The sequence below is a fragment of the Devosia sp. Leaf420 genome, from assembly GCF_001425445.1.
GTDB lineage: Bacteria > Pseudomonadota > Alphaproteobacteria > Rhizobiales > Devosiaceae > Devosia.
The window spans coordinates 335,688-361,965 of the sequence record NZ_LMQU01000013.1; the positions used below are offsets into that span (position 1 = coordinate 335,688).

A 26,278-nucleotide genomic window follows, 5' to 3' on the forward strand; every position below is an offset into this window, starting at 1 on the left:
TTTTTCTTTTGAAGTGATCTGATGGTCGATACACGATTTCACCGCTTTGCCGGCCCGGTTGCTATTGGGGCATTGCTCACAGAGCTGGGTTTTCCCGAGCTTGCTGCCGACCTGACCAACGCAAACAGTATCGTTGGTGGCGTTTCCGAGCTTGAACTTGCCGCGGCCGATGAGCTCGTTCTCGCGGCACATGCATCCTATACCGAAGAGCTCGAGCGGACGTCGGCTGGCTTCGCCATCGTTCACCCGGTTCTTCGTGAAAAGGCTCCTTCGCACACTCAGGTCATCGTAACGCCGAAGGCTCATATCCTCTTCGCGCAAATCCTGGATCGTCTCTATCCATCGAGCACTCGCTCGGTCATCGCTGGCGGTCGTGACGATCTTGGAGCGCCGATATTTGAACGAGATGTGACCATAGGGTCGAATGTTGTCGTCGGGAATGGTGTCGAGATTGGCCGGGGCACGGTGATCGGCGCCAATACGGTGATTGGTCCTGGCGTAACCATTGGCCGGAACAGCGTCATCGCTGCAAATTGCACGATCGATTGCGCTCACCTCGGCAACGATGTGGTCCTGCATTCTGGCGTTCGTGTCGGGACTGAGGGCTTTGGCTGGCTCGATCATGGTCAGGGCAATCGCAAGATTCCCCAGCTTGGCCGTGTCATCGTCCAAGATCGCGTCGAGATCGGTGCCAATAGCACCATTGATCGCGGCGCTCTGGGCGATACAGTCATCGGTGAAGGTACCAAGATCGATAATCTAGTTCAGATTGGCCACAACTGCCGTATTGGGCGCAATTGCCTTATTGCTGCGATGAGCGGCCTGTCGGGCTCGACGGTCGTTGAGGATGGTGTGCTGCTCGGTGGTGGCGTTGGCACCTCCGGACACTTGCGCATTGGCGCGGGAAGCGTCGTTTATGGCCGCGCGGCTGTGACGAAGGATTGGCCCGCTGGCTCCAAACTGGCCGGCGCGCCAGCCCAGGATGCAAAAGACTTTTGGCGGGAGTTGGCCGCTTTACGTAAAATTTCCAAGGGGGATAAGCGGGGATGATTGAACCGGTGAGCAATACCGAACTCGACGCCATGACCATCATGGATATCCTCAGCACGTTGCCTCATCGGTATCCGATGCTGATGATCGACAAGATCATCGAAATCGATGGCGACGACTCGGCTATCGGTATCAAGAACGTCACGGTCAACGAGCCTGCTTTCCAGGGGCATTTCCCCGGTAGTCCGATTTTCCCCGGGGTGCTGATCATCGAGGGCATGGCGCAGGTCTGCGGCGCGATTGCGATCCGTCACGATTCTCGCGATGATAAGAAGAGCATCGTCATGCTGCTCGGCGTCGACAAGGCGCGTTTCCGTCATCCTGCGGGGCCCGGCGATACCCTCGAATACCATGTCAGCAAGATCCAGCGTCGCCGCAACGTCGGCCGTTATCGTGCCGAAGCGAAGGTCAACGGCAAGGTTGTGGCTGAAGCCGAGATCACAGCGATGATCTCCGAGGCAAACTCGTGAGCGACACCGTTGTCCACCCGACAGCGATTGTTGCCAGCGGGGCGCAGTTGGGAGCCGGCGTCAAAATCGGCCCTTACAGCATCGTGGGCGAAAATGTCGTTCTGGGCGATGGCGTAGAACTGATCTCGCACGCCGTGATCGAAGGCCGTACGACCATCGGTGCGGACACGAAAGTTTTCCCCTTTGCCTCCGTCGGCCATCAGCCGCAGGATCTGAAATTTCATGGCGAGCTGTCGCGGGTCGAAATCGGCGCGCGCTGCACGATCCGGGAATCGGTGACGATCAATCCCGGCACTGAAGGCGGCGGCATGCTGACGAAGATCGGCGACGACTGCCTGCTCATGGCGTGCTCGCACGTCGCCCACGATGTGCTCGTCGGCAACAATGTTGTGCTGGCCAATTACGTCGGTCTCGCGGGCCATTCGGTCATCGGCAACAATGTTCGTTTCGGCGGCATGTGCGGTGTTCATCAGTTCGTTCGCATCGGCGACCACGCTTTTGTCGGTGCCCACAGCATGGTCGATGGCGATGTCATTCCCTATGGCATGGCCATTGGAAATCGTGCGCGTTTGGCCGGCCTTAATCTGGTCGGCCTCAAGCGCGCTGGTTTCGACCGCGAAGAATTGCATCGACTGCGTGCGGCTTACCGCATGATCTTCTCGAGCGAAGGCACTTTGCGCGAGCGCGTCGATGACGCAGCTGGCATGTTCAAGGATGCCAAGCTGGTCCAGGACGTCGTCTCTTTCATTGCCTCCGTGAAAGATAGGCCGCTTTGCTTGCCGCGTGCGGAAGCGGAAGAAGAATAATTGTCCGCGCCCGTCGGCACGCCGAGTCGGTCGAAACCGTTGAACCTGTTCATCCTGGCTGGTGAGCCTTCCGGCGACAGAATTGCCGCCAATCTCGTGCAGCGCTTGCGAGAGACGACAGCGGTAAACTTGACAGGCGTGGGTGGAGAAGCTCTCGCTGACGAAGGCCTTCAGTCGCTCTTCGATATGAACGAGCTCTCGGTGATGGGCTGGGCCGACGTTCTTCCGAGATTGCCGAAGCTCTTGTGGCGGGCACGTCAGGTCGAAAAGACCATCATTCGCCAACGTCCTGACGTCGTTGTCTTTGTCGATGCTCAGGTCTTCTCGGCGATTGTGGCCAAGCAGGTATACAAAGCCGCTCCCGATATTCCAATCTTGCTCTGCGTCGCGCCGGCAGTGTGGGCCTGGAAGCCTGAGCGGGCGCAGGAGCTAAAGCCGCGTTTCCGCGAGGTCATGGCGGTGCTGCCCTTCGAGCCTGCCTTCATGCGCACCGCCGGTGGCCCGGAAACGCACTATATTGGTCATCCCGCGACGCACGCACTGAAATTTCGCACGGACATTCCAGCGACGGGCCCGGTACTTTTGCTGCCCGGCAGCCGCGACGGAGAGCTGCGACGCCATTTGCCCTTGATGAAAGAAACGGCGATCGCACTCGCCAAGCATCCTCGTGTGACAAGCTTCGTGATTCCCACGCCGCGTCGTCTGGAAGCTTCGCTCAAACGGCTTGTCTCCGACTGGCCTGTGCCGGTGGACGTCATCACAGGCGAAGGGCCGAAGGCGTCAGCGATGGCAGAGGCAGTTGCGGCAGTCGCTGTTACTGGCACCGTCACACTGGAATTGGCTTTGGCTGGCGTACCGATGGTCACGACTTATGTCGCCGACAAAGGGCAGGCCAAACGCTGGTTCAAATATAAAGTGAAGTTTGCCGCGCTCCCGAATGCCATTCTGGACCAGGCTTTGGTGCCGGAGATTCTACAGCTGGAGCCCGATGGCGAGGCACTTACGTCCGCCGTCCGACAACTGCTGGACGCACCGGACATTGCGCCCAAGCAGGTGGATGGTTTTGCTCGGATACGGACAGTGATGGAGCAGGGAACGCCGGAGGATCCACGAGTAAATCCAGCAGAACGTGTCTTGAGCCACTGGACCCAGAAATGAAAAGGCCCCGTTGAAGCGGGGCCTTTGTTTTTAGCGGGTCTGGAGGTCGGTGTAATCGCGCGCCGTTGCGCCGTTATAAAGCTGACGCGGGCGACCGATCTTCTTTTGCGGATCGCCAATCATTTCCTTCCACTGGCTGATCCAGCCAACGGTACGGGCGACGGCGAAGAGCACGGTGAACATCGAGGTCGGGAAGCCGATGGCATCGAGAATGACGCCCGAGTAGAAATCGACGTTTGGATAGAGCTTGCGATCGACGAAGTACGGATCTTCGAGAGCGATCTTCTCAAGTTCCTTGGCAACCTGCAGTGTCGGATTGTTCGAAACATCGAGCAAAGCCAGAACGCGGTTTGCGGTCTGCTGCATGACCTTAGCGCGCGGGTCGTAGTTCTTGTAGACGCGGTGACCGAAGCCCATCAGGCGGAACGGATCGTTCTTGTCCTTGGCGCGGGCGATGAATTCCGGGATGCGGTCGACGGTGCCGATTTCGCGCAGCATGTTGAGTGCGGCTTCGTTGGCGCCGCCATGGGCAGGGCCCCAGAGGCAGGCCACGCCCGCAGCGATACAAGCGAACGGATTGGCGTCGGAAGAACCCGAGAGTCGAACGGTCGAGGTCGAGGCGTTCTGCTCATGATCGGCATGAAGCGTAAAGATCAGGTCCATCGCCCGGGCAATCTCGGGGTCAACCTTGTATTCTTCCGCAGGCACCGAGAAGCACATGTGGAGGAAGTTCGAGGCGTAATCGAGATCGTTGCGCGGATACACGAAGGGCTGGCCGATCGAGTACTTATAGGCCATCGCGGCGAGCGTAGGGATCTTCGCGATCATGCGGATCGACGCAATCTCGCGCTGCTGCGGATCGTTGATGTCGGTCGAGTCATGGTAGAATGCAGCCATGGCGCCGACGACGCCGGTCATGACGGCCATCGGGTGCGCGTCGCGGCGGAAGCCACGATAGAAGTAATGCATCTGCTCGTGCACCATGGTGTGCTTGGTGACGAGCTCTTCGAATTCCTTGCACTGCGCGGCGGTCGGCAATTCCCCGTAGAGCAGCAGGTAGCAGACTTCGAGATAGTTGGATTTTTCGGCCAGTTGTTCGATCGGGTAGCCGCGATAGAGCAGTTCGCCCTTGTCGCCATCGATATAGGTGATGGCGCTGTCACAGGCGGCTGTCGAGGTGAAGCCAGGATCGTAGGTGAAGAGGCCGGTCTTGGCGTAGAGCGAGCGGATGTCGACGACATCTGGCCCGACGGTTCCGCTCAGAATCGGGAATTCGACGGTCTGGTCCCCGACCGTGAGTTTGGCGACTTTTTCGGTCATTGAGCTCTCCTCGAAATGCCCGCGCTCCGAGGGAAGGGAGGTGAAGCGGGGCAGCACCTCCAGCGGTGCCGATTTGCTGACGGAGAGGTATCAGTTTTTGCCCCGCTTGGGCAACCGATAGGTAAGCAGAGGTTACCCTCTGCTTACCTATGGACTAAGCGGTTTGGTCATTCAAACGTGCCATCGATTCTTCGCGGCCTATAAGCACCATGACTTCGAAGATTCCCGGCGAAACAGTGCGCCCGGTAAGGGCCGCGCGCAGCGGCTGCGCGAGCTTGCCGAGCTTCAAACCCTTTTCCTCAGCCAGCTTGCGCATCTCGGCATCGATGGCGGGCACTGACCAATCGGCAAGGCCCCCTAACGTTTCGGCAATGCTGGCGAGAACCGTCTTGGCTTCTGGCGTCAGAAGCGCGGCTGCGGCGGCATCGGGCATGATAGGGCGCAGAGCGTAGATGAACTGCGCCAGGTCGATGAGCTCCAGAACGGTCTTGGCGCGCGGCTGCAATTCCGGCAGTGCGGCCAGCACTGTGTTATGATTGGCCATCAAGCCCTTCGCGTCGTCGTCGCGGCCGACTTCCTTGGCCGTCTCGATCATGACGTTGTAGAGGTAGGTCGGGTCGGCTTCGCGGATATAGTGGCCGTTGATATTCTCGAGCTTGACGAAATCAAAGCGCGCCGCGCCCTTGTTGAGTGCTTCAAGGCTGAACCACTCGACCATCTGATCGGTCGAGAAGATTTCCTCGTCGCCATGGCTCCAGCCGAGGCGCGCGAGATAGTTGCGAACCGCTGCAGGCAGATAGCCCATCTGGCGATAGGCTTCGACGCCGAGCGCGCCGTGACGCTTGGAGAGCTTGGCGCCATCCGGACCATGGATCAGCGGGATATGCGCCATCTCGGGCACAGTCCAACCCATGGCGTTGTAAATAATGATCTGGCGGGCGGCATTGGTCAGGTGATCGTCGCCGCGGATGATGTGGGTGACGCCCATGTCATGATCGTCGACCACAACCGCGTGCATGTAGGTCGGCGTGCCGTCCGAGCGCAGGATGATGAAATCATCGAGGTTTTCGGTCTTGAAGACGACATCGCCCTGCACGTGGTCACGGACGACGATTTCGCCGGTCAGCGGCGCCTTGATGCGGATCACGCGCGAGACGCCCTCGGGCGCTTCTTTTGGGTCGCGATCGCGCCAGTAACCGTTATAGCGCGGCGGCTTGCCGGCGGCGCGGGCTTCTTCGCGCATTTGGTCGAGTTCTTCGGGCGAGCAATAGCAGTAGTAGGCATGGCCCATCTTGACGAGCTCGTGCGCAACCTCGGCGTGACGCGACGCGCGACCGAACTGGCTGATCGGATCGCCATCCCAGTCGAGGCCAAGCCACTTCAGGCCATCGATAAGCGCGGTCACGGCCGCTTCGGTTGAACGTTCGCGATCGGTGTCCTCGATGCGCAGCAGCATCTTGCCACCCTGGTTCTTGGCATAAGCCCAGCTGAACAAGGCAGTGCGAGCGCCGCCGATATGCAGGTACCCGGTGGGAGATGGAGCGAAACGAGTAATGACCTGGGACATGATTACCGGAACGAATTGAGGAATTTTGGGCCGTGTGTAGCATAGGCGGGCTTGAGCGCAAGGGCGGGGGCTCGCCATGGACGGGCAGGGGACTGGAACGCGACAACTGATGCCGGTGGCCGAGGCCTCCGGCTATCGCGGCTGGTTGTCTTTTGTCTCACCCACCAAGATCACCGCCTCGCTTGGCGCTGCCAGTAACGGGGCAGTCAATGATCGCCGCCTGTTTGCTGTGCTGCCGTTCAGCATGATCCTTGGCCTGGTTCTCTATGTCGCTTTGCCAGGTGAGCCTGCGATCCTTCATTTTGCCATTGGTTCGGTCGCCGTTACGGGTTTGGTCATTGCGGCTTTTGCGACGAACAGTATGGCGGTTCTGCGCTTGGCGGCCCAGATTGCGGCACTGTGGCTGGGCTTCGTTCTGCTTCCCCTGCACGCAGTTGTCTTTGGAACTCAAATGCTGGCCGTGCCTGCTTATGGCACCTATGCCGCGACTATTGACGAAGTCCTTTCTAGCGACGACGAGGGCATTAGGGTCGTCGTGTCTGGCCTCGAACCACTGGAGGATGCTCGCGCCGTTCCGATCCGCCGAGCCCGCGTGCTTTTGCAGACAGAACCGCAGGTGCAGATTGGCGACATCGTAAAGGGCCGGATGAGACTGGCGCCGGTGCCTGGTCCGATTTTGCCGGGCGCGTTCGACGGTCAGTTTCACGCCTACTTTGCCGGCATCGGCGCCTATGGCAGCGCCATTGCTCCCGTCGCAATCATCGAGGAAGGGAGCGAAGATGCGATCGCAAGGCGGGTTCAGAGCCTTCGGCGCGTCATAGCGGATCGAATTGATCTTGCGCTGACAGAGGACAGCGCCGCGATCGGCAAAGCTATGACCATGGGCGACCAGAGCGCGATCTCCGACGAGACACGCGAGGTCATGGCCGCGGCCGGGCTGGCGCATGTCTATTCGATTTCGGGCCTTCACCTATCGATCGTTGCCGGCGGCATATTTTGGCTGGTGCGGTTGGTTCTAGCGTGCCTGCCGTTTGCCGTTGCTTGGCCCAACAAACAAATTGCCGCGGTCGCCGGCCTTTCGACCGCCTTTGCCTATTTGATGCTGGCGGGCGGCCTCGACAACGTGCCGGCCTTTCGCTCCACATTGATGTTGGCGCTGATCTTTGGAGCCGTGCTTGCCGGGCGTCGTGCGCTGACCATGCGTAACGTCGCGATTGCGGCAATCGTCATTATCCTCATCGATCCAGCGAGCGTTTTCCGCGCCAGCTTCCAGCTTTCATTCGCAGCAGTTGTCGCCCTGATCGGTGTCTATGAACTGCCTCAAGGGCGGCCCAATAGCGGTAGCGGTGTTAGCCGACTGATCCGGTTTATATCTGCGACAGCGTGGACAAGTTTTGTCGCCGGCGCCGCGACGCTGTTATTCTCCGCCTATCATTTTCAACAGACCTCGCCCCTCGGTGTCCTCGGAAACGTGCTGGCCCTGCCGTTCGTCAGCCTGATCATGGGTTTCGGATCGCTGGCCATCGTCGCGATGCCATTTGCTCTTGATGGTCCGATGCTGCATTTGATGGGGTGGAACATCGATCGCATGGTCGATGTCTCGGTGCTTGTCGCCGGTTGGAGCGCATCACTGACAGGCAATCCCATATTGGAGGGATGGACCTTGCTGTTTGGCCTGGTTGCCTTGGCGTGGTTTGCGTTCTTCGAGGGACGATGGCGGTTTGCGGGACCAGCTCTCCTCGTGCCGGTCGTTCTCCTATGGGGATTTTCCCCGAGACCGGACATTCTGATCGCGGACACGACCCAGGCAGTGGCGGTGCGAAATGGGGCCGATCTGGCACTCATGTCTGGTAAGACAGGCAGTTTCGCAGTCGACGTTTGGAGCCGATACTACCAGACCGAGATCGGCTCCGCCCATCCTGAAGCCCGGTGCGACAGCCTCGGCTGCATTTTGAGAACAGACGATTACAGCGTCGCTGTTGTGCGCAATGCCGCTGCTTTCGCTGAGGACTGTGGAGGTTTTAACCTGATCGTCGCACGAGTACGGGCTCCGGCGAATTGCAATGCTGAGGCGCAAATCATCGGGCCCCAGGACCTCGCGGAAGGTGGCGTGCAGTGGCTCAAATGGAATGGCGAAGCCGGGCGTTTTGATATCCGCCCGGCCATAGAAACGCTCAGTCGGCCTTGGCGAGTCGTGCCACGGTGACGCCGGCCGCGGCGAGTTCCGTGCCGCCGACGACATATTCAGTTTCGTCGCTCGCCATCACCAGGCTCGCGTGACTGGCCGAATAGTTTACGTAAATGCGGAAGCCGCCGCGGCTGCGGGCGCGGACGCCGGCTGGCAGGGTGAGAACCGGCAGATCGGCCTCGGCAATCAGATAGTCAGCGATGCGCTGCATCAATCCGCGATCGCCACTCGCCGTGAGATAGAAGATCTTGCCCTGCGAGATCAGCACGGGCACGCCTTCATGGTCTTCCATGATGACTTCGCCGCGCGTTTCGACCTTTTCGCGCCAAAGCCGCGTAAAGCCGCCGCCCTTTACGGGCACGGACACATAGGCAGGGATGCTGTCGACGCGCATGACTTTTGCGTCGAGCAGATTTGGCGAGAGATCGGGACCAAGCTTGGCCGGAATGGCAAAGTTCTTGGTCTTGGAGCCCGTGCGCGGGCCGAGCAGCAGATAGCCTTCGAAACTCGCGACGGCTTCGCGCAGTTCATCGGTCCAGGCGAAGAGCGCTGGGATGGCGACGACGTCATACCCGGCAAAACTCTTGGTCTTGGGCGAGAGAATATCGATGTCGATGCCGTGTTTGCGGAAGGCGGAGTATATGTCGCGGACGTGGGCGCCGTGCTTGAAGCCGTCGGCTTGCGGCTGAACCTGCCAGGCCCATTCGCTGTCGTAATCGAAGACGATAGCGACGCGGGCTTTGCCGGCCTGACCGTCGATGCCGGTCTGCTTCAGTTCCTGCGCAACCTGGATCGCCTCGTCATAGGCAGGCGCGGGTTCGCTGTCAGGCCGGAGAAGGCCGGCATGCATCTGTTCCTGGGCGAAGGGTGCCTGGCGCCAGCGGAAATAGGAGACGACTTCGGCCCCATGGGCAAAGGCTTCCCAGGCCCAGAGGCGGGCCATGCCTGGTAGCGGATCGGGATTGAACTTGGCCCAATTCACCGGGCCCGGCTGCTGTTCCATGATCCACCAGCGACCGTGGCCGACAGTTCGGTAGAGATCGTGGTGGAAGGCCGCGTTATCCGGATCGCCCTGGCGCATATATTGGCGCTTGATGTCGTCGGGTTCATCGCTGACGGCGAGATGTCCGATCGGATAGGAATCCCAGCTCGCGACATCGAGCGTTTTAGCCACGTCGTAGTGGTCGAACTCGGTGTAGCGGCTCATGAAATTGTGGATGACCGGCAGGTCCGGGCGCTTGGCCTTGAGGATATCGTATTGGGTTTTGTTGAAGGCCGCGACCTGGTCGGACGAGTATCGCCGGAAGTCGAGCGCGTGGATCGGGTTAGGATCGGTGATCAGGAGGTTCGGCAGCTCGATCTGGTCGAAGCTGTTGTATTCCATCGACCAGAAGACATTGCCCCAGGCCTCGTTCAACGCCTCGATCGACCCGTAGCGGGACGCGAGCCATTTGCGGAAACCTTCGAGCGCAGCCGGGGAATAAGAATAGGTCGTGCCATGGCAGCCATATTCGTTGTCCGTCTGCCAGCCACCAAGTGCAGGGTGATCGCTGAGGGCATCGGCGAGGATCTGGGTGATGCGCGCTGATTCCTCGCGAAAAGGCAGGTGCGAGAAATCGTAGTGGCGGCGCGAGCCAAAGCCCTTGCGCTTACCCTGAGCGTCGACCGCCAGCATGTCCGGGTGCTTGTCGACCATCCAGCGTGGCGGCGTCGCCGTCGGCGTGCCAACGATGACCTTGTGGCCGTGCTTGCCGAGGACGTCCATCGAGCGGATCATCCAATCGAGCTGGATATCGCCAGGGGTCGGCTCCATCCGCGACCAGGCGAATTCGCCGATGCGGACATATTTGATGCCGACTTCGGCCATGCGGGCCGCGTCTTTCTCCCACCACTCTTCGGGCCAGTGTTCAGGATAATAGCAAACGCCGAGGGCGGGAGAGATGGACATGGAAGAGCTCAGATTATGATTTTGGGTTCAGGCTGACCGGCGACGTCGAGGTCGATGGCAAAGACGCCACCGGCGACTTTTTCCTCGGCCAGTTGCTCGGCGCCTAGGGTCTTGGCGGCCGTGGTGATGAAGAGCGTCTTGAGATCCTTGCCGCCAAAAGCGGGGCAGGTGACCTGGCTGACGGGTACTTCGATGATGCGGTCGATCGATCCGTCCGGCGCATGGCGGACGACGCAATTGCCGCCCCATTTGGCGTTCCAGAGATAGCCTTCGCTATCGACCACGGCGCCGTCGGGCCAGCCGCGGCCATCGGATACGTCAGCGAAAAGTTCCCATTCGCCCGCCGGCAGGCCAGTTTCGGGATCGGTCGCGCATTTGAGGATTTTCTTGGTCGGCGTATCGGTGAAATAGGCGGTCTTGCCATCGGGCGAGAAGCAGGTCGCGTTGGGGATGGCGACGTTTTCGATGATCTTGGTCAGCTTGCCGGCGCGGTAATGATAGACCGAGCCCTCTTTGGGGCCCTCTTCCTTGACCATGGTGCCGATCCAGAAAGCACCGGAGGGATGCACGCGACAATCGTTGCTGCGATTGGCTTCATTATCGCGCTCGATGTCGATTAAACGGTTAATGCCGCCGACATTGAGATCGAACTCGATGAGACCGTTTTCGGTGGCGAGGACGAGGGTGTGTTCGTCAACGATGGCAGCCGCGGTGACCGTTTCGTTGAAGAGCCAGCTATCTTCAATCTCGCCGCTTGCATTGGCGGCGAACAGGGACTGCTCATTGATATCGAACCAGAAGAGCTGCTGGCGGGCGGCGTGCCAGAACGGGCCTTCGCCCAGTTCGGATTTGCTATCGATGAGAAGACGTGCCGTTTCGGTCATGCCTTGGCTCCCTTGTCATAGGCGGCAACGGCGGTAGCGGCGCGCTCGGCGACGTCGGCTACGCTCATGCCGGGTTTGTAAATGTAAGTGCCGAGGCCGAAGCCGGCGCAGCCGACTGCGAAGAATTCGTCGAAATTATCGGGATTGGCGCCACCGACGGCGTATAGCGGCAGGGCAGGCGGCAGAACCGCTTTCATGGCCTTGATGCCCTTGGAGCCCAAGACTTCGGCGGGGAAGAATTTGAGGCCGGTTGCGCCTGTGCGGATCGCCTTGAAGGCGTCGCTGGGCGAGAAGACGCCGGGATAGGATTTGAGGCCGAGGCGGACGGTCTCGGCGATCACGGCTTCATTGGTGTCGGGCGAGACGATGAAGGTGCCGCCGGCCGCCGCGACAGCTCGGACGTCGTCTTCGGTGAGCACGGTGCCGGCGCCGATCTCGGCGCGGTCGCCCAGCGCCTTGGCGGCGCGCGAAATGCTCTCGATGGCGTTAGGCGAATTGAGCGGTACCTCGATCAGCGTGATACCGGCTTCGACGAGGGCGGTGCAGACCGGTACGGCTTCGTCATTGGTGATGCCGCGCAGGATGGCGATGATGTGGCGATGGGACATGGTGAGACTTCCTTCAAGCGGCGGCGCGGGCGGCCTTAAGGCCGGCGAGGACGACGGCGGTGGCATCGACGGGTCGGCCGGCGGCACCGGCCATTTCGAGCACCTGGCCATAAAGCGAGCAGAGAACGTGCGAGCCGATAAGCGGCACCGGCTCGTTACCGATCTGATGGCGATTGGCGGCGATCTCGGTGCCGATCAAAAGGCCAGAGAGATAGCCGGCGCACCAGTCGGAAGAGCGGCCGGAAACCAGCGCGCTGGCGCGGACGCGGAACAATTGGCCGAGCAGATCGGCGGGCCGCTCAAGGCCATCTCGCGCACCGGCAGAAAAGCCATCATGGCGCTCAGGGCCGTTTTGATCGCCGGTGAGCGAATGGCGCAGCACGGATTGGGTGGAGAGCAATTCGAACATTTCGCCGGTCATGGCCGTCGTAAAATGCTCGATTTTCGTGCCGTCGAGCAGCGCCCATTTCGAATGTGTGCCGGGCATACAGACGAGGCCGGAATAGCCGGGCAGGGTGGCTGCGAGCCCGAGGAGCTGGGTTTCTTCGCCACGCATGACGTTGTCGCCGCCTTGCCTTTGGCAGACGCCGGGCAGGATGGAGACGTTAAATTTGTCGGAGCCGCTATCGGGATGGACGGCGCCCCGAATGAGGCCGGAGAGGTCCGTCGGCGCTTCTAGATAGGGCGCTTCGAGCCAGCCCTGGCGGGCGCCGGCCATGCCGCAAACGACAACGTCGGTCTTTTCCGTCAGGGGAATATCGGCGAGCAATTCTGCAAGTGCGGCGGGAAATTCTTCGCGCGTCAGCTTGCCCATGCCTTTTGGCGAACTGCGCGAGGCAAGGACATTTCCCGCGTGATCGAGGGTCCAGCCGCGCAAATTGGACGTGCCCCAATCAACCGCAATCCAGGCAACAGATTCGCTCAAACAAGCCTCCTCGACGACCGCCTACACAATGCGGCGCGACCCTAATTGGGTTCTTGGCCCATGAACAGGGCAATCAGCGCAGGGGCTATCGGAGAGCCTGGATACGTTCTCCGCGATTGGTAAGATTTTCAGAGCGTTCCGGCACATATGCCCTCTGTTACCCCACCCAAATCAATTGTATGATTTTTTCGATGGGAGCCGTTCACAGCGGCCCTTGCCGTGCTAAAACGGCAACCAGCAAGGCCCACGGTCCGCGCGCTGCGGACGGATAAGGAATTTGACGATGACGACTGATAACAGCGGCGCTCCGAAGAAGCTGCGTTCGCGCGCATGGTTCGACAATCCCGAAAACCCGGACATGACCGCGCTTTATCTCGAGCGCTATATGAATTTCGGCGTCTCGCGCGAAGAACTTCAGTCGGGTAAGCCGATCATCGGCATTGCGCAGACCGGGTCCGACCTCAGCCCCTGCAACCGTCACCACATGGTACTGGCTGAACGCGTGCGTGAGGGCATTCGCGAAGCCGGCGGTATCGCCATAGAATTCCCGGTGCACCCGATCCAAGAAACCGGCAAGCGCCCGACCGCTGGCCTTGACCGCAACCTTGCCTATCTCGGCCTCGTCGAAGTGCTCTATGGCTACCCGCTCGATGGCGTGGTTCTGACCATCGGTTGCGACAAAACGACCCCCGCCATGCTGATGGGTGCGGCGACCGTGAACATCCCGGCGATCGCGCTGTCGGTTGGGCCGATGCTCAATGGCTGGCACAAGGGCGAACGCACTGGTTCGGGCACGATCGTCTGGAAGGCACGCCAGATGATGGCGGCCGGTGAGATCGACTATGCCCAGTTCATTGAACTCGTGGCTTCGTCGGCGCCGTCGACCGGCTACTGCAACACCATGGGCACGGCGACGACCATGAACTCGCTTGCCGAGTCGCTCGGCATGCAGCTTCCGGGTTCGGCCGCTATTCCCGCGCCTTATCGTGATCGCCAGGAAATGGCTTACCGGACCGGCAAGCGCATCGTCGACATGGTGCATGAGGACCTCAAGCCGTCCGACATCCTGACCAAGGACAATTTCATCAACACCATCGTCGTCAATTCGGCGATCGGGGGCTCGACCAATGCCCCGATCCATATCCAGGCGATCGCCAAGCATATCGGTGTCGAGCTTGAGTTGCAGGATTTCCAGACCTATGGCCACAAGGTGCCGCTGCTGGTGAACCTGCAGCCGGCCGGCGAATATCTGGGCGAAGACTACTACCATGCAGGCGGCGTGCCGGCTGTGGTCAACGAACTGATGTCGCAAGGCCTGATCCGCGAAAACGCGCCGACCGTCAACGGCAAGACCATTGGCGAGAATTGCCGCAATACGACGATCCAGGACGACAAGGTCATCCGCCACTTCGACAATCCGCTCAAGGTGGATGCCGGCTTCCTCGTGCTGCGCGGCAATCTCTTCGACAGCGCGATCATGAAGACATCGGTGATCTCGTCCGAATTCCGCGAACGCTACCTCGCCAATCCTGAGCATCCCGGCATGTTCGAAGGCAAGGCCGTGGTGTTCGATGGTCCTGAGGACTATCACCACCGGATCGACGACCCGTCGCTCGATATCGACGAAAACACGCTGCTCTTCATGCGTGGCGCTGGCCCGATTGGCTATCCGGGCGCTGCCGAAGTGGTCAACATGCGGCCGCCGGCCTACCTCATCAAGAAGGGCATTCATTCGCTCGCTTGTATCGGTGACGGCCGTCAGTCGGGGACCTCGGGTTCGCCTTCTATCCTCAACGCCTCGCCGGAAGCAGCTGCAGGCGGTAACCTTGCGATCCTCAAGACTGGTGACCGCGTACGCATCGATCTGAACAAGGGCGAAGCGGATATCCTGATCTCGGACGAAGAAATCGCGACCCGCCGCGCGGCGCTCGAAGCTGAAGGTGGCTACAAGTATCCTAAGCACCAGACGCCGTGGCAGGAAATCCAGCGCGGTATCGTCGGCCAGCTTGGCGAAGGCGCTATACTCAAGCCCGCCGAAAAGTATCAGCGGATTGCGCAGACGGAAGGTCTGCCCAGGGATAATCATTGATCGCTTGATCCTTGGGTCGTCACCACCTGGCTGGTCCGGGTGGTCCATCTTCGAGACGGATGGATTGCGCGGACAAGCCGGGCAATGACGATAGCGGAGAGGACAAACATTACAGGCCGGGCAGCACGAAGTGCCGCCCGGCCTTTTTATTGGCTGACGGTTTTTCACGGTGACGGGCGGCCATTGGCTCTACCTGTTTAGACATTGGGAGCCAAAGGCCGCCCGTCACAGGATCCGGAGTTTGCAGCGGGTCCGGGTTCAGGCGCGAACGTTATTTCAGTCGCGGCTGCCGTATTTCAACTCCCCGCCCAGACAGGCGCCCCCATCCACCGGCCATTCCGCCCGGCCCTGCGTGGGAGCCGTGTGACTGGCGGAATGGGGAGAGTATGGGCGAGGTTTTGGTGAGCGGGGAGAAGATGGATAAGTATTTTGGGGTTTTGGGGTTTACCCCACCTAGCCTTCCCCTCGCAGGGGGAGGGATCTGCCAGTGGCTCACAAGGGACGCAGCAAACTGCTTGGCTTCCAAGCCCAGGTGGGAGCCGCATATTTTGGATGCATCTGATCTATCGACCTAGCTTGAATCGAGATTAACCGAAGGTCACTTGCTCGGGAACAAAAGCTTATGGCTCCTGCACGGGCCCTCGGGTCAAGCCCGAGGGAAGAATAGGGGGTGGGGATTGTATGGAGGCAAACGGTCGTCAGGTCTCACTGCGTCGTGGCAGAGAAAGCGGAAAACTTATCGCAGCACACGGGATTCCCGCTTTCGCGGGAATGACGCCGGGATTTGAATAGTCCCAAGCGAGAAATGCCATTCCAGTACGTCTCGTTTTCAAGACGCTGCCATGTTCGTTCGAAGACACTGCGAATGGCATCGATGCCGGTGAAGCTGCCTGAACTGAACCAGAAGACTGCATCGGAATCGATCAGCGGGACCAGCAATGAAAAGTCGTGATGGTTGATCAGGTCGGCATAAGCCGCCATCACCGTTTTGGGTGTGGCGGCGCCGGGCATTAGTATTTGCGGAGGAGGCCGACGAGGCGGCCTTGAACTTTCACGCGATCAGGCGGGAAGATGCGGGTCTCGTAGGCCGGGTTGGCAGCTTCGAGTGCCACAGTATTGCCCTTGCGGCGGAGGCGTTTGAGAGTGGCTTCTTCGTCATCGACCAAGGCGACGATGATTTCGCCAGTGCTGGCCTGATCCTGTTTTTTGATAACGACCGTGTCGCCATCGAAAATGCCAGCATCGATCATCGAGTCGCCGCGGACTTCCAGGGCGTAGTGTTCGCCCGCGCCAAGCATTTCAGGCGGGACCTGAATAGTATGGGAATGAGTCTGGATCGCCTCGATGGGCGTACCGGCAGCGATGCGCCCCATGACGGGAATGGAGATCGGTCGGGCATAATCCTCGGCGGCGATACCGCGTGGCTGAGGCGCGCTAACTTTTCCGAGGCTGCCTTCGATAACCGACGGCTCAAACTTGGCTTTGCGCCCGCCGAGGGATGGGTTCATGGAATCCGGCAGCTTGACGACCTCGAGGGCTCTCGCCCGGTTGGGCAGGCGGCGGATGAAGCCACGCTCTTCGAGCGCAGTGATCAACCGATGGATGCCTGACTTCGACGCTAAATCCAGCGCATCCTTCATTTCGTCGAAGGATGGGGGAATGCCGCTTTCCTTCATCCGTTCGTGGATGAACATCAGCAATTCGTGTTGTTTGCGCGTCAGCATCGCCGGTGAGCCCTAGAATCGGAACGGATACGGAACGACTATATGTGTTCCGTCTATGTTCCGCAAGAGTCTCCCATCTTTGCCAAATGGAGGCGCAGTAGAGATTCTCGCTTTCGCGGGAAGACGTGGCGTCAGCAGCAAGACTAGAGCGCGGCGGCGAGGTCTTTCGCCAGTTGGGCGAGTTCGGCGTCGTCTGCACGTCCGCTGGCATGGGCGCCGAGGGCGGTGCCCTCGTAGGCAGGGATCAGATGGAAATGGAGATGAAAGACGGTCTGGCCAGCCGGGGCCTCGTTGAACTGGGCGAGGCGGATGCCGTCGGCTTTCGTTACAGTCTGCAGGGCCTTGGCGACGCGCTGGACGAGCGGCATGACGGCAGAAAGGGCCATGGGATCGGCATCGAGAAGGTTACGCGATGCGGCCTTGGGAATGACGAGCGTGTGCCCCTTGGACTGCGGAAAAATGTCGAGCATGACGAGGGCCGTGTCGTCCTCGTAGACCTTGTGAGAGGGCAGTTCACCCTTGAGGATTTTGGCGAAGATATTGGTTGGGTCGTAGGTCATCAAAGCCTCGGATTATTCGGCAGCGGCGAGCGCTTCGTCGCCGGCATTGTTGGCATATCGGAAGCGGAAGAAATTGAGGACGGCAAGGCCGGTAAGGGTCACCGGTACATATTTGAAGCCGCGGGTGATGAAGAAGAGAGCGATGCCGACCGCCGTTTCCGCCGACATCGCGCCCTTGCCCATGGCGGAGGTGAAGGAGGAGGGGACAATGTGGCGATAGATGAGGTCGTCGGAGCGATAATAGTGGCGGGCGCGGGCAGCGAAGGCGCGCTTCGAACTGGAATAATCGCGCAATCCATCCATGCCCATATCGCCGTGAAATTCGACCTCGGAGCCGAGCGCCCAGACCTCCGGCGCGAGGAGCCTATCCTTGCCCATGAGGGTGAAGCGCTCGATCAGGTCGCGAAACGTGACGTAATTGGCGTTCCAGCAATCGTCCGTTTTGGCGCCGTGCGAAAGGACCAGAACGTCGGCGCGCGCGAGCTTTTCGTCCATCGCGGCGTAATTTCCGGCGGTGAAATCGACGCCGGACTTTGCCGTTTCGACAATGCCGCCCCGCTTTTCGAGTGCTTTGACCATGGCCGAGCCGAAGGCGCCGCTTGCGCCGGTGATGAGGAAGCGCCGGCCGGGAATCTGGCAGGTGGTGCCGACCAGGAGATCAAAGGTATTGGCAAAGGACGAGAAAAAATTGTGCGGATAGACGTGGTGCATCGCGTGGTAATTGTTGTTTACCCACAAGAGGCCCTGTTTGCCGCCCACGCGGTCCATCGACATGTGATTGTAGTCGAGCCCTTCCTCGCGAAGGGTCAGGGCGAACATGACCGTGCGGATGACGGCAACGACGGCCACGGGCTGCCAGGGCAGCGCCAGGAGGAACAGCGCGATTGCGGCCATCGAGGTAAAGTATTCGGGCAGGACGTGAAACCAGATATTCTGGCGGGCATAGGCCGGATTGACCTGCATATCGAGGCCAAGGAATTTATGGTGGACCCAGTGCCAGGACGAGAAGGTGCGCAGCAGCGGGATCTTGGAATTTTCCCAGCGGTGCAGCAGCCAGTGCAGGGTGTCGAACAGGGTCGTTGCCACTACGAAGACGAGAAGGGCTTCGAGAATGAAGGCTACGACATCCCACAAATCCATTAGTCCCGGGTCTCCTGATCACTTGATGCGCGCTGTCTAGCACAATCGATCGGCTGGGGCTAACGCTCCTGCCGATCGCCGCGCCGGTATGGCGTAAACCCTTCAAGCGCCTCTTGTTCCCGCTCGACGGCAGGGCGTTCCGCCTCGAGATAATCCGCTACCGCGTCGCGTAAACCTGCATGAGCGATCCAGTGGACGGAGTGGGTGGTGACGGGAGTGTAGCCGCGCGCCAGCTTGTGTTCGCCTTGTGCGCCGGCCTCGACGACCGCGAGCTTGTTGGCTATGGCAAAGTCGATTGCCTGATAATAGCAAATCTCGAAATGTAGAAAGGGGACTTCGCGGGTCGAACCCCAATTGCGCCCATAGAGGCGATCCTTGCCGATGAAATTGATGGCCCCGGCAATGGGCTCGTCGCCATCATAGGCAAAGACCAGCACGATCCGCTCGGCCATATACCGGCCGAGAAGCGAGAAGAATTTCCGGTTGAGATAAGGCTGGCCCCATTTGCGCGCGCCTGTGTCTTCATAAAAATCGAAGAAGGCATCCCAGTGATGCTCCTTGATTTCATCGCCGCGCAGCCATTTGACGGTCAAGCCATCAGCGAGCGCGTCGCGACGCTCGCGGCGGATAGTCTTGCGCTTGCGCGAGGATAGCGTTTCGAGAAAATCTTCGAAGGTCGCAAAGCCCTGGTTGTGCCAATGGAATTGAGTGTCGACGCGGCCAAGCCAGCCAGTAGCCTCGGCGATGTCGGCGTCTTCATCGGGCAGGAAGGTCAGATGCACCGACGAAGCGTTTCGCTGCAAGGCGAGCTGCTGTGCGGTTTCGAGGAGCGCGGTCTTGATCTCAATTCTGTCGGACGGGACCAGAAGCTTTGGGGCGGTTGCGGGCGTAAAGGGCACCGAGCCCTGGAGCTTGGGATAATAATGCCCGCCGGCGCGCTCGAGGGCCTGGGCCCAGCCATGGTCGAAGACGTATTCGCCCATGGAATGGGATTTGAGGAACAGCGGCAAAAAGCCGACGGGCGTGTCGCCTTCCGAAACCACGACGTGTTGCGGTTGCCAGCCGGTACGGCCGGTGGCGCAGCCTGATTCTTCGAGCGCGCGGAAAAAAGCGAAGTCGAGGAACGGATTGTCGGGCACGCCATCGGTGCCCGGCACGAGTGCGTTCCACACGTCGGCCCCGATGGATGCCGTTGTGGGATGAATGGTGGCAGTCAGATTATTGGGAGACACTGTCCGGGTTGAACCCTTCGAACACGATCTGGTCGATGTAGGGGCGCGCGGCCTCTGCTTCAACCTTAGACCGGATCGTCCAGGCGGTCACGGGCTTGCCGAGCGCGCGCCAAAAGGTGATCGCGGGCAGGGTCAGGGCGTTCTTGTCGCAAGAGATGAAGTCGAACTGCGTCTCATGCCAGTGGAGAAGGTGGCGCAGGGAGTAGCGCTCGTCTTCGGAGATCCCCGGTGGGTAGTCCTCGCCCTCATAGTCATAGGTGATGATGCCCCGCGGGCCGGAGAAGCCGTAGTCGCGGATGAGGGTGATGAGCTTGGGATCAAATGATTCGACGGTGACGGGGCCGGCATATTTCGCGAGGGCGTCAGCGGCGACGCGGGCAAGGCGCTGAGTGGCTTGCGTGGTCGGCTGGTGCTTGAGCTCGATCTGAAGGAGGGCGCGGCCAGCGATCTGCTCGAGAAAGGCGTCGAGGGTTTGGGGGCAATCGCCGGCGGCGCTGTCTAGGAGCGTCAGCGCGGTCATTTCGGCGACGGTGCGGTCGCTGACGAGTCCGGTTTCGCCGGTCAGACGCTCCAGCTTTTCGTCGTGAAAAACCACCGCATGACCATCGCTGGTGAGTTGCAGGTCGCACTCAATGGCAAAGTTGCCCGCAATAGCGCCGGCAAAGGCGCTGGCGCTGTTTTCGATGACGCCGTTGGCGCGATCGTGGAGCCCGCGATGGGCGACGGGGCGGGGAAAGAGCGGCTCGGTCATGGTGAAGGTCTGCCAGCGAGAGTGGAGGCGTGGGGTTCGCACGCCTCCGTGACAGTGTGATTGCAATCCGGCTTAGACTTCGACGACCGCGTCGATTTCGACGGCAGCGCCAAAAGGTAGCGAGGTGACGCCGAAAGCTGCGCGGGCATGCTTGCCATTTTCGCCGAGGATGGCCACCAGCAGGTTTGAAGCGCCATTGGCGACGAGGTGCTGTTCGGTGAAGTCATCGGCGGAACAGACGAGAACCGTGAGCTTCAGGATTTTCTTGATATCCTGGAGCTGAACGCCAGCTGTGTGGACGATGTGTGCGAGAACGTTGAGAATGGCGAGTTCAGCAGCATTGCCGCCCTGCTGCACATTCATCGTGTCGCCGAGCCGCCCCTCGACGACGCCGGCTTCGCCGATCGAAATCTGGCCTGATACATAGATCAGGTTGCCGCTGCGGGTGATGGGGACATAGCTGGCGACGGGTGCCTTGGCGGCTGGCAGCTCATAGCCATATTCGCGGAGCTTTTGGATCGGATCGGTCATCTGGTCTTACCTTCCAGGTCTTCTGCTTCTTCTTCGGATGCCGGAGCCGAAAGAGTTTCGGACCGGTTGGTGTAAAGCTTGCCGCGAACGACCGCCGTGCGGCCGAAGCGGGATCGGACGCGGTCCATGGCCCGTTCCGCTGCAGCCTTCCGGGCCACTTGTGGTTCCAGAAGGTCGCTGGGGTCAGACCCATCTGCCGCATCGAGACCCGAGACACCGATGCCAATCAAGCGAAAGGACGTTCCGTCCGCTTCACGCTGCAACAGGGTCAGGCCGGCTTCGTAGAGGACGTTTGCAAGCTGTGTCGGCATCATCAGGTGTCTCGCCCGCGTGCGCAACTTAAATCCCGTGGTCTTGAGCTTGAGCGTCACTGTGTCGCCAACGAGCGACTTTCTTTTCAGCCGCTCAGACAGGCGTTCGCTGCATTTAAGAAGTTCGGTCGATAATTCTTCGAGTGTCGCGAGGTCGCGATTAAAGGTCGTTTCGGATGAGACGGTCTTCATTTCTCCATCGATAGAGACCCGGCGACTGTCCTGGCCTTGCGACAGCCGTGCAAGGCGCGCGCCTGATTCTCCATAGAGCCGCATGAGCTGCACCGGGTCTTCCTGCTGAAGCTGGCCGATGGTGTGATAGCCGTCTTTCTTGAGCGTTTCGGAGAACACCTTGCCAACGCCGTAGATTAGGCTGATCGGCCTTGGCGCGAGGAAAGACAGGGTTTCAGCGGCACCGATGACGGCAAATCCGCGTGGCTTATCGAGATCTGAGGCGACCTTGGCGAGGAATTTATTGTGGCTGAGACCGACTGAGATCGAAACGCCGATCTCTTCCTCGATGGCGCGCGAAAAACGCGCCAATGTCAGAGCCGGGGCGGCTTTGTGGACCTTTTCGGTGCCCGTCAGATCCATGAAGGCTTCGTCGATGGAGATGGGTTCGACGAGTGGGGTCAAGGCATCCATGTGGCGGCGGATTTGCCGGCTGACATCGACATACTTGGCCATGTTCGGCTTGATGATTACGGCGTCGGGGCAGAGTTCACGCGCCTTGAACATGGGCATTGCGGAGCGCACGCCGAACTGGCGGGCAATGTAGCAACAGGTGGAAACAACGCCCCGCGTGCCGCCGCCGATGATGAGAGGACGGTCGCGCAGGCTCGGGTCGTCCCGCTTTTCGACTGAAGCGTAGAACGCGTCGCAATCGACGTGGGCGATGGAGAGGCTGAAAAGCTCCGCGTGACTGCGAATGCGGGGCGAACCGCATTTCGGACAGCGGCGCGGTTCAGGCGCTGTCGATCCAAAGTTCAGACAATCGCGGCAGAGCCAATCCATCGTGCCGCGTTATCCGCTTGGATTGAGCTTGTGCCAAAGATGCATGAACGATTCCGGCGTTATGCCGGCATTGGCACAGAGCGCGAGAAGAATCGGTTCGTTTGAGGCAAAGTAATCGATGAGGCCGGTTTGCAGGCGCTTGGTGCCGACGGCCTGTCGAAGCGACTGCGGATCGAACCCGGCAAACTGCATGAAAGCCAGCAGCTCTTCAGGATTTTCGGCAAGATAACCGAGGCAGGCGTCAGCAACCGTGGCGAGATCGGGCGTTGACGGTTTGGCGAGGGGCACGGAAAGGCCTCATTTGAGGTTTTGTAACGGTTTCAATGTTACCCCATGCATTCGGGGAAGCGAAGAGCCGTGGATATATGGCCGGATAATCGGCCAGCATGCCAGGCGCGCAAGTGAGGACCAATGTCCAAGACTGTCATGATCGTGGAAGACAATGAGCTGAATATGAAGCTCTTCAACGATCTCCTCGAATCGCGCGGCTATCGCGTCATCCAGACACGGAACGGCCTCGAAGCGCTTGATTTGGCTCGTGCCCATATGCCCGACCTGATCCTTATGGATATCCAATTGCCTGAAGTTTCGGGGTTGGTGGTGACCAAGTGGCTCAAGGATGACGAGCACCTCGCGCATATTCCTGTGATTGCCGTCACCGCCTTTGCGATGAAGGGCGACGAAGAGCGCATTCTGCAAGGCGGTTGTGAGGGTTACATCAGTAAACCCATCTCCGTGTCTCACTTTCTGGAAACCATTGCCCGCTACATTGGACCAGCCTGACCAGATCGGGGCATGTCTCTGATCTGATTGGTATGCCCGGTCGCTTGAAGCGATCGGACTGGGGCGTGATTGCGGGAGAACTGACGTGACGGCGCGCGTATTGATTGTCGACGACATTCCAACGAATGTCCGGTTGCTCGAAGCGCGCCTAACGGCCGAATATTTTGAAGTTCTGACAGCATCTTCCGGGGCGCAGGCACTCGAAATCTGCGAGACGGCCGAGATCGACATCGTGCTGCTCGACGTGATGATGCCGGTGATGGACGGGTTCGAAGTCTGCCGGCGGCTCAAGTCCAATCCCAAAACCCACCATTTGCCGGTGCTGATGATCACGGCGCTCGATCAGCCCTCTGATCGCGTGAAGGGGCTCGAGGCGGGGGCGGACGACTTTCTGACAAAGCCGGTCGACGATACGCAGCTCATGGCGCGCGTTAAGAGCCTGTCGCGCCTCAAATCCTTGACTGACGAATTGCGTGCTCGCGCGATGACCGGCCAGCAGATCGCCATCGAAGATGCGCTGCGGGCGATGGATACGATTTCGGCGAGCGGCGGATCGGTGTTGATCATCGACAGCGATCGCCGCCATGCAGAACGCGTGCAGAGCTATCTTTCGGAAGAACACAAGGTCGACATTCTGCACGAGCCTGCAGACGCGGTTTTCCAAGTTACTGGAATAACTTACGAGCTTGTGCTCGTCAGCATGGCGCTTGGAGATTTCGACCCGCTCCGAGTTGCCTCGCAGGTGCGCACCATCGACCATTCGCGCAACATTCCTATTATCCTGATGGCGGATGACGGCGACAAGGCGCGAGTGGTGCGGGCGCTGGATCTGGGGATCAACGATTTCATCAGCCGGCCCATAGAGCGGAACGAACTGAAGGCCCGGGTGCGGACGCAAATCCGGCGGCATCGCTACGCCATGGAGCTGCGCGAAAGCGTCAATCATTCGATCGCCATGGCGGTGACGGACGATCTGACCGGGCTCTACAATCGCCGCTATTTCGATAGACATCTCAATGTGTTGCTGGGCAAGGCCCAAAGCCAGGACAAGAACCTGGCGGTGATGATTCTCGACATCGATCACTTCAAATCGGTCAACGATACCTATGGGCACGATGCCGGTGACGTGGTGCTCAAGGAGTTCTCGGCGCGGATGAAGCGGAATATCCGCGGGGTGGATCTGGCCTGCCGGTTTGGCGGCGAGGAATTCGTGGTGCTGATGCCCGATACTGACGTGCTGAACGCCGAGCTGGTGGCAGAGCGCGTGCGGCAGGCTATTGCCGAAAAGTCTTTTGATATCAAAGGGCAGCGGCCGTTGACGGTGACGGTATCGGTTGGCGTTTCGTTCAATGAGACGCACGCGGATACGCCGGAAAGTCTGATCAAGCGGGCGGACCTCGCGCTTTATCGTGCCAAGCGTGAAGGGCGGAACCGGGTTATCCTTGACGCTGCTTGATAAAATGCGACGCGTTAGGGTTATCTGTTATAATTAACAAGAGGTTACCGCTGCGCAAGCGACGGATCCGCTTGAGTTTTTCAGGCCTTAAAGTAGGTTGAATTTCAGACAGCAGCGGCTAACGGCCCAGCAGTCTTAGAGATCCCTACGGCTTTTCTCAGGTCCGCCGCAACTCCTGAGTTCCGTAGGGCGGTTGGTCCGGACGCGGCGAGAGTGGCCTCTTCGACGTGCCGCTCCGGACCAGCCACTCTTTTTCATACAGGTTATGGTTATGCGTCCCGATGTTAGCATTCCGTTAACATCGAGTTCTGCTTTTCTCAGATTTCGGTATTCCAGATGCGAAATGGCCCCGCACGATGTGCGGGGCCTTCAAACGCTTGGAAAGGTCAGATCAAATTACTTGATCTTGGCTTCCTTGAATTCGACGTGCTTGCGGACGACGGGGTCGTACTTCTTGAATGCAAGCTTTTCGGTCTGGGTGCGTGCGTTCTTCTTGGTGACATAGAAGAAGCCGGTATCAGCCGTCGACACGAGCTTGATCTTGATGGTGGCGGCTTTTGCCATTTTCGCAGTCCTTAATAAAACAAAGGGCGCTGCGAAACGGCAGCGCTGGAATTTGGGCGCAAACTACGGATTTGCGGCCGATTGTCAAGCAGGTAGAGGGTGCAGCATACATGACCGCTCGGAATCGCTGCCGCGTCTCGGCGAGGATTAGCCTCAGGCGTCGGGCCAGTTTTCGTGACCATGCCGCACGCGGATAATCAAGATGTCTCCGGCACCTTCCACGACATAGACGACGAGGTGAGCCTTGGAGGGATGGATCGGACAGGTGGGTGAATGTCGGGCCGCTCCGGGGCGATTCTTGGATTGGCGGCAATCAGATCGAACAGATCAAACAGTTCGTTGTGGTACCGCGCGGCCTGGTTTTCTCCGAAGAGGCGTATGCCGGCTTGGGCAATCTCGACCAAATCGATTTCGGCCTGCCTTGTAAGACGAAAGCCCATGATTAACCGGCCACAGCGCGCCTTTTGGCTTCAGCGAAAATGCCCTCTCTCGTGAGGGTGCCGGCGCCGCTGGCCAGGCCTTCATCGACATAGCGCTGCATGGTTGAGATTTTGTCGCTGCGTTCCTGATCCTTACGGATCAGATCGCGGACATAATCGCTCGCATTGGCATAGCGCCCGGTCTGCGCCTGGGCTTCGACCCAGTCTTTCATCGGACCGGGGAGTGAAACGTTCATCGTGGCCATATTTGCCTCCAAGAACGAATATCGCAGTTTTTGGCAAAGATTGTCAAAGCGTGTGGGACCTCGCCCTTCGACCGGCTCAGGGTGAGCTCTGGTGTGCTTCGCTAGGAGTGTTCAATCCGCCCGGCTGGGCGCGCCGAAGCCGTACATGCGGGCGGCCCATTGCAGACCCACGATCGAGCCCTTGATGGGGGGCAGGAGGGCGAGGCAGAGGACGATGGAGAGGGGAATCATCGTCAGGAGATAGGTGATCGGCTGGACATGGTAGGTCATGTCCATATGCAGCATCAGGAAGATGATGATGTGGCCGACAATGGTGATGGCGATATAGGGCGGGAAATCATCGGCGCGATGATGGCTTAGCTCTTCGCCGCAGACATTGCATTGGTCCGCGACCTTGAGATAGGCGCGGAACATCTTGCCCTGGCCACAGTGCGGGCAGCGGCAGAGGGCGCCGCGCCACATGGCCTGGCCGACACTGCGATTTTCGAGAGTGGTGGTGTTCTCTGGCATGGAA

Annotated in this window: 26 protein-coding genes and 1 pseudogene; 8 read left to right on the forward strand and 19 right to left on the reverse strand. The window is 59.7% G+C overall.

All coding sequences use genetic code 11. The features are described from left to right. Positions 1 to 21 precede the first annotated feature (21 nt). Genes lpxD through ASG47_RS17575 form a run of 4 tightly spaced genes read left to right on the forward strand, consistent with a single transcriptional unit; the run spans position 22 to position 3,484 of the window. The gene (gene lpxD / locus ASG47_RS17560) at positions 22 to 1,050 is read left to right on the forward strand and encodes a UDP-3-O-(3-hydroxymyristoyl)glucosamine N-acyltransferase (protein ID WP_061911427.1); all 1,029 of its coding nucleotides are present in this window, start codon (positions 22 to 24) and stop codon (positions 1,048 to 1,050) included. Continuing rightward, a complete protein-coding gene (fabZ, locus tag ASG47_RS17565) occupies positions 1,047 to 1,520 on the forward strand; it encodes a 3-hydroxyacyl-ACP dehydratase FabZ (RefSeq protein WP_061911429.1) in 474 nt (157 codons plus the stop codon). Before lpxD ends, fabZ begins: the two co-directional genes overlap by 4 nt. Then, positions 1,517 to 2,326 carry an acyl-ACP--UDP-N-acetylglucosamine O-acyltransferase gene (lpxA, locus tag ASG47_RS17570; RefSeq protein ID WP_061911431.1) on the forward strand — a complete coding sequence of 270 codons (810 nt, stop codon included), beginning with the start codon at positions 1,517 to 1,519 and terminating at the stop codon, positions 2,324 to 2,326. The genes fabZ and lpxA overlap by 4 nt, the downstream gene beginning before the upstream one ends. After that, positions 2,327 to 3,484: a lipid-A-disaccharide synthase gene (locus tag ASG47_RS17575; protein WP_061911433.1), complete on the forward strand. Its 1,158-nt coding sequence runs from the start codon at positions 2,327 to 2,329 to the stop codon at positions 3,482 to 3,484. 30 nt (positions 3,485 to 3,514) lie between these two features. Here ASG47_RS17575 and gltA read toward each other — a convergent pair whose 3' ends face one another. Together gltA and gltX are read right to left on the reverse strand one after the other, a co-directional pair. Beyond that, positions 3,515 to 4,804: a citrate synthase gene (gene gltA / locus ASG47_RS17580; protein ID WP_061911435.1), complete on the reverse strand. Its 1,290-nt coding sequence runs from the start codon at positions 4,802 to 4,804 to the stop codon at positions 3,515 to 3,517. A 154-nt stretch (positions 4,805 to 4,958) separates the two neighbouring features. After that, positions 4,959 to 6,374: a glutamate--tRNA ligase gene (gene gltX / locus ASG47_RS17585; protein ID WP_156464162.1), complete on the reverse strand. Its 1,416-nt coding sequence runs from the start codon at positions 6,372 to 6,374 to the stop codon at positions 4,959 to 4,961. 73 nt (positions 6,375 to 6,447) lie between these two features. Between gltX and ASG47_RS17590 the strand changes: the two genes are divergently transcribed. Then, entirely contained in the window at positions 6,448 to 8,577 is a 2,130-nt protein-coding gene (locus ASG47_RS17590; RefSeq protein WP_082511822.1) for a ComEC/Rec2 family competence protein, read from the forward strand. Here ASG47_RS17590 and ASG47_RS17595 read toward each other — a convergent pair. The 4 genes from ASG47_RS17595 to ASG47_RS17610 are packed head-to-tail and all read right to left on the reverse strand — an operon-like array spanning position 8,546 to position 12,924. Continuing rightward, positions 8,546 to 10,507 carry a beta-galactosidase gene (locus ASG47_RS17595; protein ID WP_082511823.1) on the reverse strand — a complete coding sequence of 654 codons (1,962 nt, stop codon included), beginning with the start codon at positions 10,505 to 10,507 and terminating at the stop codon, positions 8,546 to 8,548. The two genes, ASG47_RS17590 and ASG47_RS17595, sit on opposite strands and share 32 nt — an antisense overlap. Positions 10,508 to 10,515: 8 nt before the next feature. Then, positions 10,516 to 11,391 carry an SMP-30/gluconolactonase/LRE family protein gene (locus ASG47_RS17600; protein WP_061911443.1) on the reverse strand — a complete coding sequence of 292 codons (876 nt, stop codon included), beginning with the start codon at positions 11,389 to 11,391 and terminating at the stop codon, positions 10,516 to 10,518. Then, on the reverse strand, positions 11,388 to 11,999 hold the full coding sequence (locus tag ASG47_RS17605; RefSeq protein ID WP_061911445.1) for a 2-dehydro-3-deoxy-6-phosphogalactonate aldolase: 612 nt from the start codon (positions 11,997 to 11,999) through the stop codon (positions 11,388 to 11,390). Before ASG47_RS17605 ends, ASG47_RS17600 begins: the two co-directional genes overlap by 4 nt. Positions 12,000 to 12,012: 13 nt before the next feature. Further along, positions 12,013 to 12,924, reverse strand: coding sequence for a 2-dehydro-3-deoxygalactonokinase (locus ASG47_RS17610; protein ID WP_061911446.1), 912 nt, complete (start codon positions 12,922 to 12,924; stop codon positions 12,013 to 12,015). A 283-nt stretch (positions 12,925 to 13,207) separates the two neighbouring features. On the opposite strand from ASG47_RS17610, the gene ASG47_RS17615 reads away from it, so the two are divergent. Further along, on the forward strand, positions 13,208 to 15,013 hold the full coding sequence (locus ASG47_RS17615; RefSeq protein ID WP_061911449.1) for an IlvD/Edd family dehydratase: 1,806 nt from the start codon (positions 13,208 to 13,210) through the stop codon (positions 15,011 to 15,013). Between the two features lie 705 nt (positions 15,014 to 15,718). On the opposite strand, the gene ASG47_RS17620 is transcribed toward ASG47_RS17615, so the two are convergent. The 9 genes from ASG47_RS17620 to ASG47_RS17660 all read right to left on the reverse strand — a co-directional run bounded on the left by ASG47_RS17620 (position 15,719) and on the right by ASG47_RS17660 (position 22,564). Beyond that, positions 15,719 to 16,024, reverse strand: coding sequence for a nuclear transport factor 2 family protein (locus ASG47_RS17620; protein WP_061911451.1), 306 nt, complete (start codon positions 16,022 to 16,024; stop codon positions 15,719 to 15,721). After that, positions 16,024 to 16,737, reverse strand: coding sequence for a transcriptional repressor LexA (gene lexA, locus ASG47_RS17625; RefSeq protein ID WP_061911453.1), 714 nt, complete (start codon positions 16,735 to 16,737; stop codon positions 16,024 to 16,026). Before lexA ends, ASG47_RS17620 begins: the two co-directional genes overlap by 1 nt. A 143-nt stretch (positions 16,738 to 16,880) precedes the next feature. Next, positions 16,881 to 17,297 (reverse strand): HIT family protein, encoded by a 417-nt coding sequence (locus ASG47_RS17630; RefSeq protein WP_061911455.1) that lies wholly within the window; start codon positions 17,295 to 17,297, stop codon positions 16,881 to 16,883. A gap of 12 nt (positions 17,298 to 17,309) precedes the next feature. Then, entirely contained in the window at positions 17,310 to 18,437 is a 1,128-nt protein-coding gene (locus tag ASG47_RS17635) for a hypothetical protein (protein ID WP_061911456.1), read from the reverse strand. Between the two features lie 59 nt (positions 18,438 to 18,496). Beyond that, on the reverse strand, positions 18,497 to 19,669 hold the full coding sequence (locus tag ASG47_RS17640; RefSeq protein ID WP_061911459.1) for a GNAT family N-acetyltransferase: 1,173 nt from the start codon (positions 19,667 to 19,669) through the stop codon (positions 18,497 to 18,499). Continuing rightward, positions 19,656 to 20,420: a glycerophosphodiester phosphodiesterase family protein gene (locus ASG47_RS17645; RefSeq protein WP_061911461.1), complete on the reverse strand. Its 765-nt coding sequence runs from the start codon at positions 20,418 to 20,420 to the stop codon at positions 19,656 to 19,658. Before ASG47_RS17645 ends, ASG47_RS17640 begins: the two co-directional genes overlap by 14 nt. 72 nt (positions 20,421 to 20,492) lie before the next feature. After that, a complete protein-coding gene (locus ASG47_RS17650) occupies positions 20,493 to 20,951 on the reverse strand; it encodes a RidA family protein (protein WP_061911463.1) in 459 nt (152 codons plus the stop codon). Next, a complete protein-coding gene (locus ASG47_RS17655; RefSeq protein WP_061911465.1) occupies positions 20,948 to 22,276 on the reverse strand; it encodes a DNA polymerase IV in 1,329 nt (442 codons plus the stop codon). The genes ASG47_RS17650 and ASG47_RS17655 overlap by 4 nt, the downstream gene beginning before the upstream one ends. A gap of 9 nt (positions 22,277 to 22,285) precedes the next feature. Beyond that, positions 22,286 to 22,564: a DUF3572 family protein gene (locus ASG47_RS17660; RefSeq protein WP_061911467.1), complete on the reverse strand. Its 279-nt coding sequence runs from the start codon at positions 22,562 to 22,564 to the stop codon at positions 22,286 to 22,288. 123 nt (positions 22,565 to 22,687) lie between these two features. Here ASG47_RS17660 and ASG47_RS17665 point away from each other — a divergent pair, with 123 nt between their 5' ends. Next, positions 22,688 to 23,059, forward strand: coding sequence for a response regulator (locus ASG47_RS17665; RefSeq protein WP_061911469.1), 372 nt, complete (start codon positions 22,688 to 22,690; stop codon positions 23,057 to 23,059). Between the two features lie 85 nt (positions 23,060 to 23,144). After that, a complete protein-coding gene (locus ASG47_RS17670) occupies positions 23,145 to 24,515 on the forward strand; it encodes a PleD family two-component system response regulator (RefSeq protein ID WP_061911471.1) in 1,371 nt (456 codons plus the stop codon). Positions 24,516 to 24,911: 396 nt separating this feature from the next. Here the strand turns inward: ASG47_RS17670 and rpmG are convergent, their stop codons facing one another. The 4 genes and pseudogenes from rpmG to ASG47_RS17685 all read right to left on the reverse strand — a co-directional run bounded on the left by rpmG (position 24,912) and on the right by ASG47_RS17685 (position 26,274). After that, a complete protein-coding gene (gene rpmG / locus ASG47_RS17675; protein WP_046104197.1) occupies positions 24,912 to 25,079 on the reverse strand; it encodes a 50S ribosomal protein L33 in 168 nt (55 codons plus the stop codon). A 153-nt stretch (positions 25,080 to 25,232) separates the two neighbouring features. After that, positions 25,233 to 25,519, reverse strand: a pseudogene (locus ASG47_RS20460) (type II toxin-antitoxin system RelE/ParE family toxin). Between the two features lie 2 nt (positions 25,520 to 25,521). After that, positions 25,522 to 25,764 carry a type II toxin-antitoxin system ParD family antitoxin gene (locus ASG47_RS17680; protein WP_061911473.1) on the reverse strand — a complete coding sequence of 81 codons (243 nt, stop codon included), beginning with the start codon at positions 25,762 to 25,764 and terminating at the stop codon, positions 25,522 to 25,524. A gap of 111 nt (positions 25,765 to 25,875) precedes the next feature. Beyond that, complete coding sequence (locus ASG47_RS17685; RefSeq protein ID WP_061911475.1) at positions 25,876 to 26,274, reverse strand: DUF983 domain-containing protein; 399 nt, start codon at positions 26,272 to 26,274, stop codon at positions 25,876 to 25,878. Between the last annotated feature and the right edge of the window lie 4 nt (positions 26,275 to 26,278).

What these genes read in the sequence shown, in the direction of transcription:
- lpxD (WP_061911427.1), top strand. Translation starts at nt 22, where the DNA reads ATGGTCGATACACGATTTCACCGCTTTGCCGGCCCGGTTGCTATTGGG.
- fabZ (WP_061911429.1), top strand. Translation starts at nt 1,047, where the DNA reads ATGATTGAACCGGTGAGCAATACCGAACTCGACGCCATGACCATCATG.
- gltA (WP_061911435.1), bottom strand. Translation starts at nt 4,804, where the DNA reads ATGACCGAAAAAGTCGCCAAACTCACGGTCGGGGACCAGACCGTCGAA.
- ASG47_RS17590 (WP_082511822.1), top strand. Translation starts at nt 6,448, where the DNA reads ATGGACGGGCAGGGGACTGGAACGCGACAACTGATGCCGGTGGCCGAG.
- ASG47_RS17595 (WP_082511823.1), bottom strand. Translation starts at nt 10,507, where the DNA reads ATGTCCATCTCTCCCGCCCTCGGCGTTTGCTATTATCCTGAACACTGG.
- ASG47_RS17600 (WP_061911443.1), bottom strand. Translation starts at nt 11,391, where the DNA reads ATGACCGAAACGGCACGTCTTCTCATCGATAGCAAATCCGAACTGGGC.
- ASG47_RS17605 (WP_061911445.1), bottom strand. Translation starts at nt 11,999, where the DNA reads ATGTCCCATCGCCACATCATCGCCATCCTGCGCGGCATCACCAATGAC.
- ASG47_RS17615 (WP_061911449.1), top strand. Translation starts at nt 13,208, where the DNA reads ATGACGACTGATAACAGCGGCGCTCCGAAGAAGCTGCGTTCGCGCGCA.
- ASG47_RS17620 (WP_061911451.1), bottom strand. Translation starts at nt 16,024, where the DNA reads ATGCCCGGCGCCGCCACACCCAAAACGGTGATGGCGGCTTATGCCGAC.
- lexA (WP_061911453.1), bottom strand. Translation starts at nt 16,737, where the DNA reads ATGCTGACGCGCAAACAACACGAATTGCTGATGTTCATCCACGAACGG.
- ASG47_RS17630 (WP_061911455.1), bottom strand. Translation starts at nt 17,297, where the DNA reads ATGACCTACGACCCAACCAATATCTTCGCCAAAATCCTCAAGGGTGAA.
- ASG47_RS17635 (WP_061911456.1), bottom strand. Translation starts at nt 18,437, where the DNA reads ATGGATTTGTGGGATGTCGTAGCCTTCATTCTCGAAGCCCTTCTCGTC.
- ASG47_RS17645 (WP_061911461.1), bottom strand. Translation starts at nt 20,420, where the DNA reads ATGACCGAGCCGCTCTTTCCCCGCCCCGTCGCCCATCGCGGGCTCCAC.
- ASG47_RS17650 (WP_061911463.1), bottom strand. Translation starts at nt 20,951, where the DNA reads ATGACCGATCCGATCCAAAAGCTCCGCGAATATGGCTATGAGCTGCCA.
- ASG47_RS17655 (WP_061911465.1), bottom strand. Translation starts at nt 22,276, where the DNA reads ATGGATTGGCTCTGCCGCGATTGTCTGAACTTTGGATCGACAGCGCCT.
- ASG47_RS17665 (WP_061911469.1), top strand. Translation starts at nt 22,688, where the DNA reads ATGTCCAAGACTGTCATGATCGTGGAAGACAATGAGCTGAATATGAAG.
- rpmG (WP_046104197.1), bottom strand. Translation starts at nt 25,079, where the DNA reads ATGGCAAAAGCCGCCACCATCAAGATCAAGCTCGTGTCGACGGCTGAT.
- ASG47_RS17680 (WP_061911473.1), bottom strand. Translation starts at nt 25,764, where the DNA reads ATGGCCACGATGAACGTTTCACTCCCCGGTCCGATGAAAGACTGGGTC.
- ASG47_RS17685 (WP_061911475.1), bottom strand. Translation starts at nt 26,274, where the DNA reads ATGCCAGAGAACACCACCACTCTCGAAAATCGCAGTGTCGGCCAGGCC.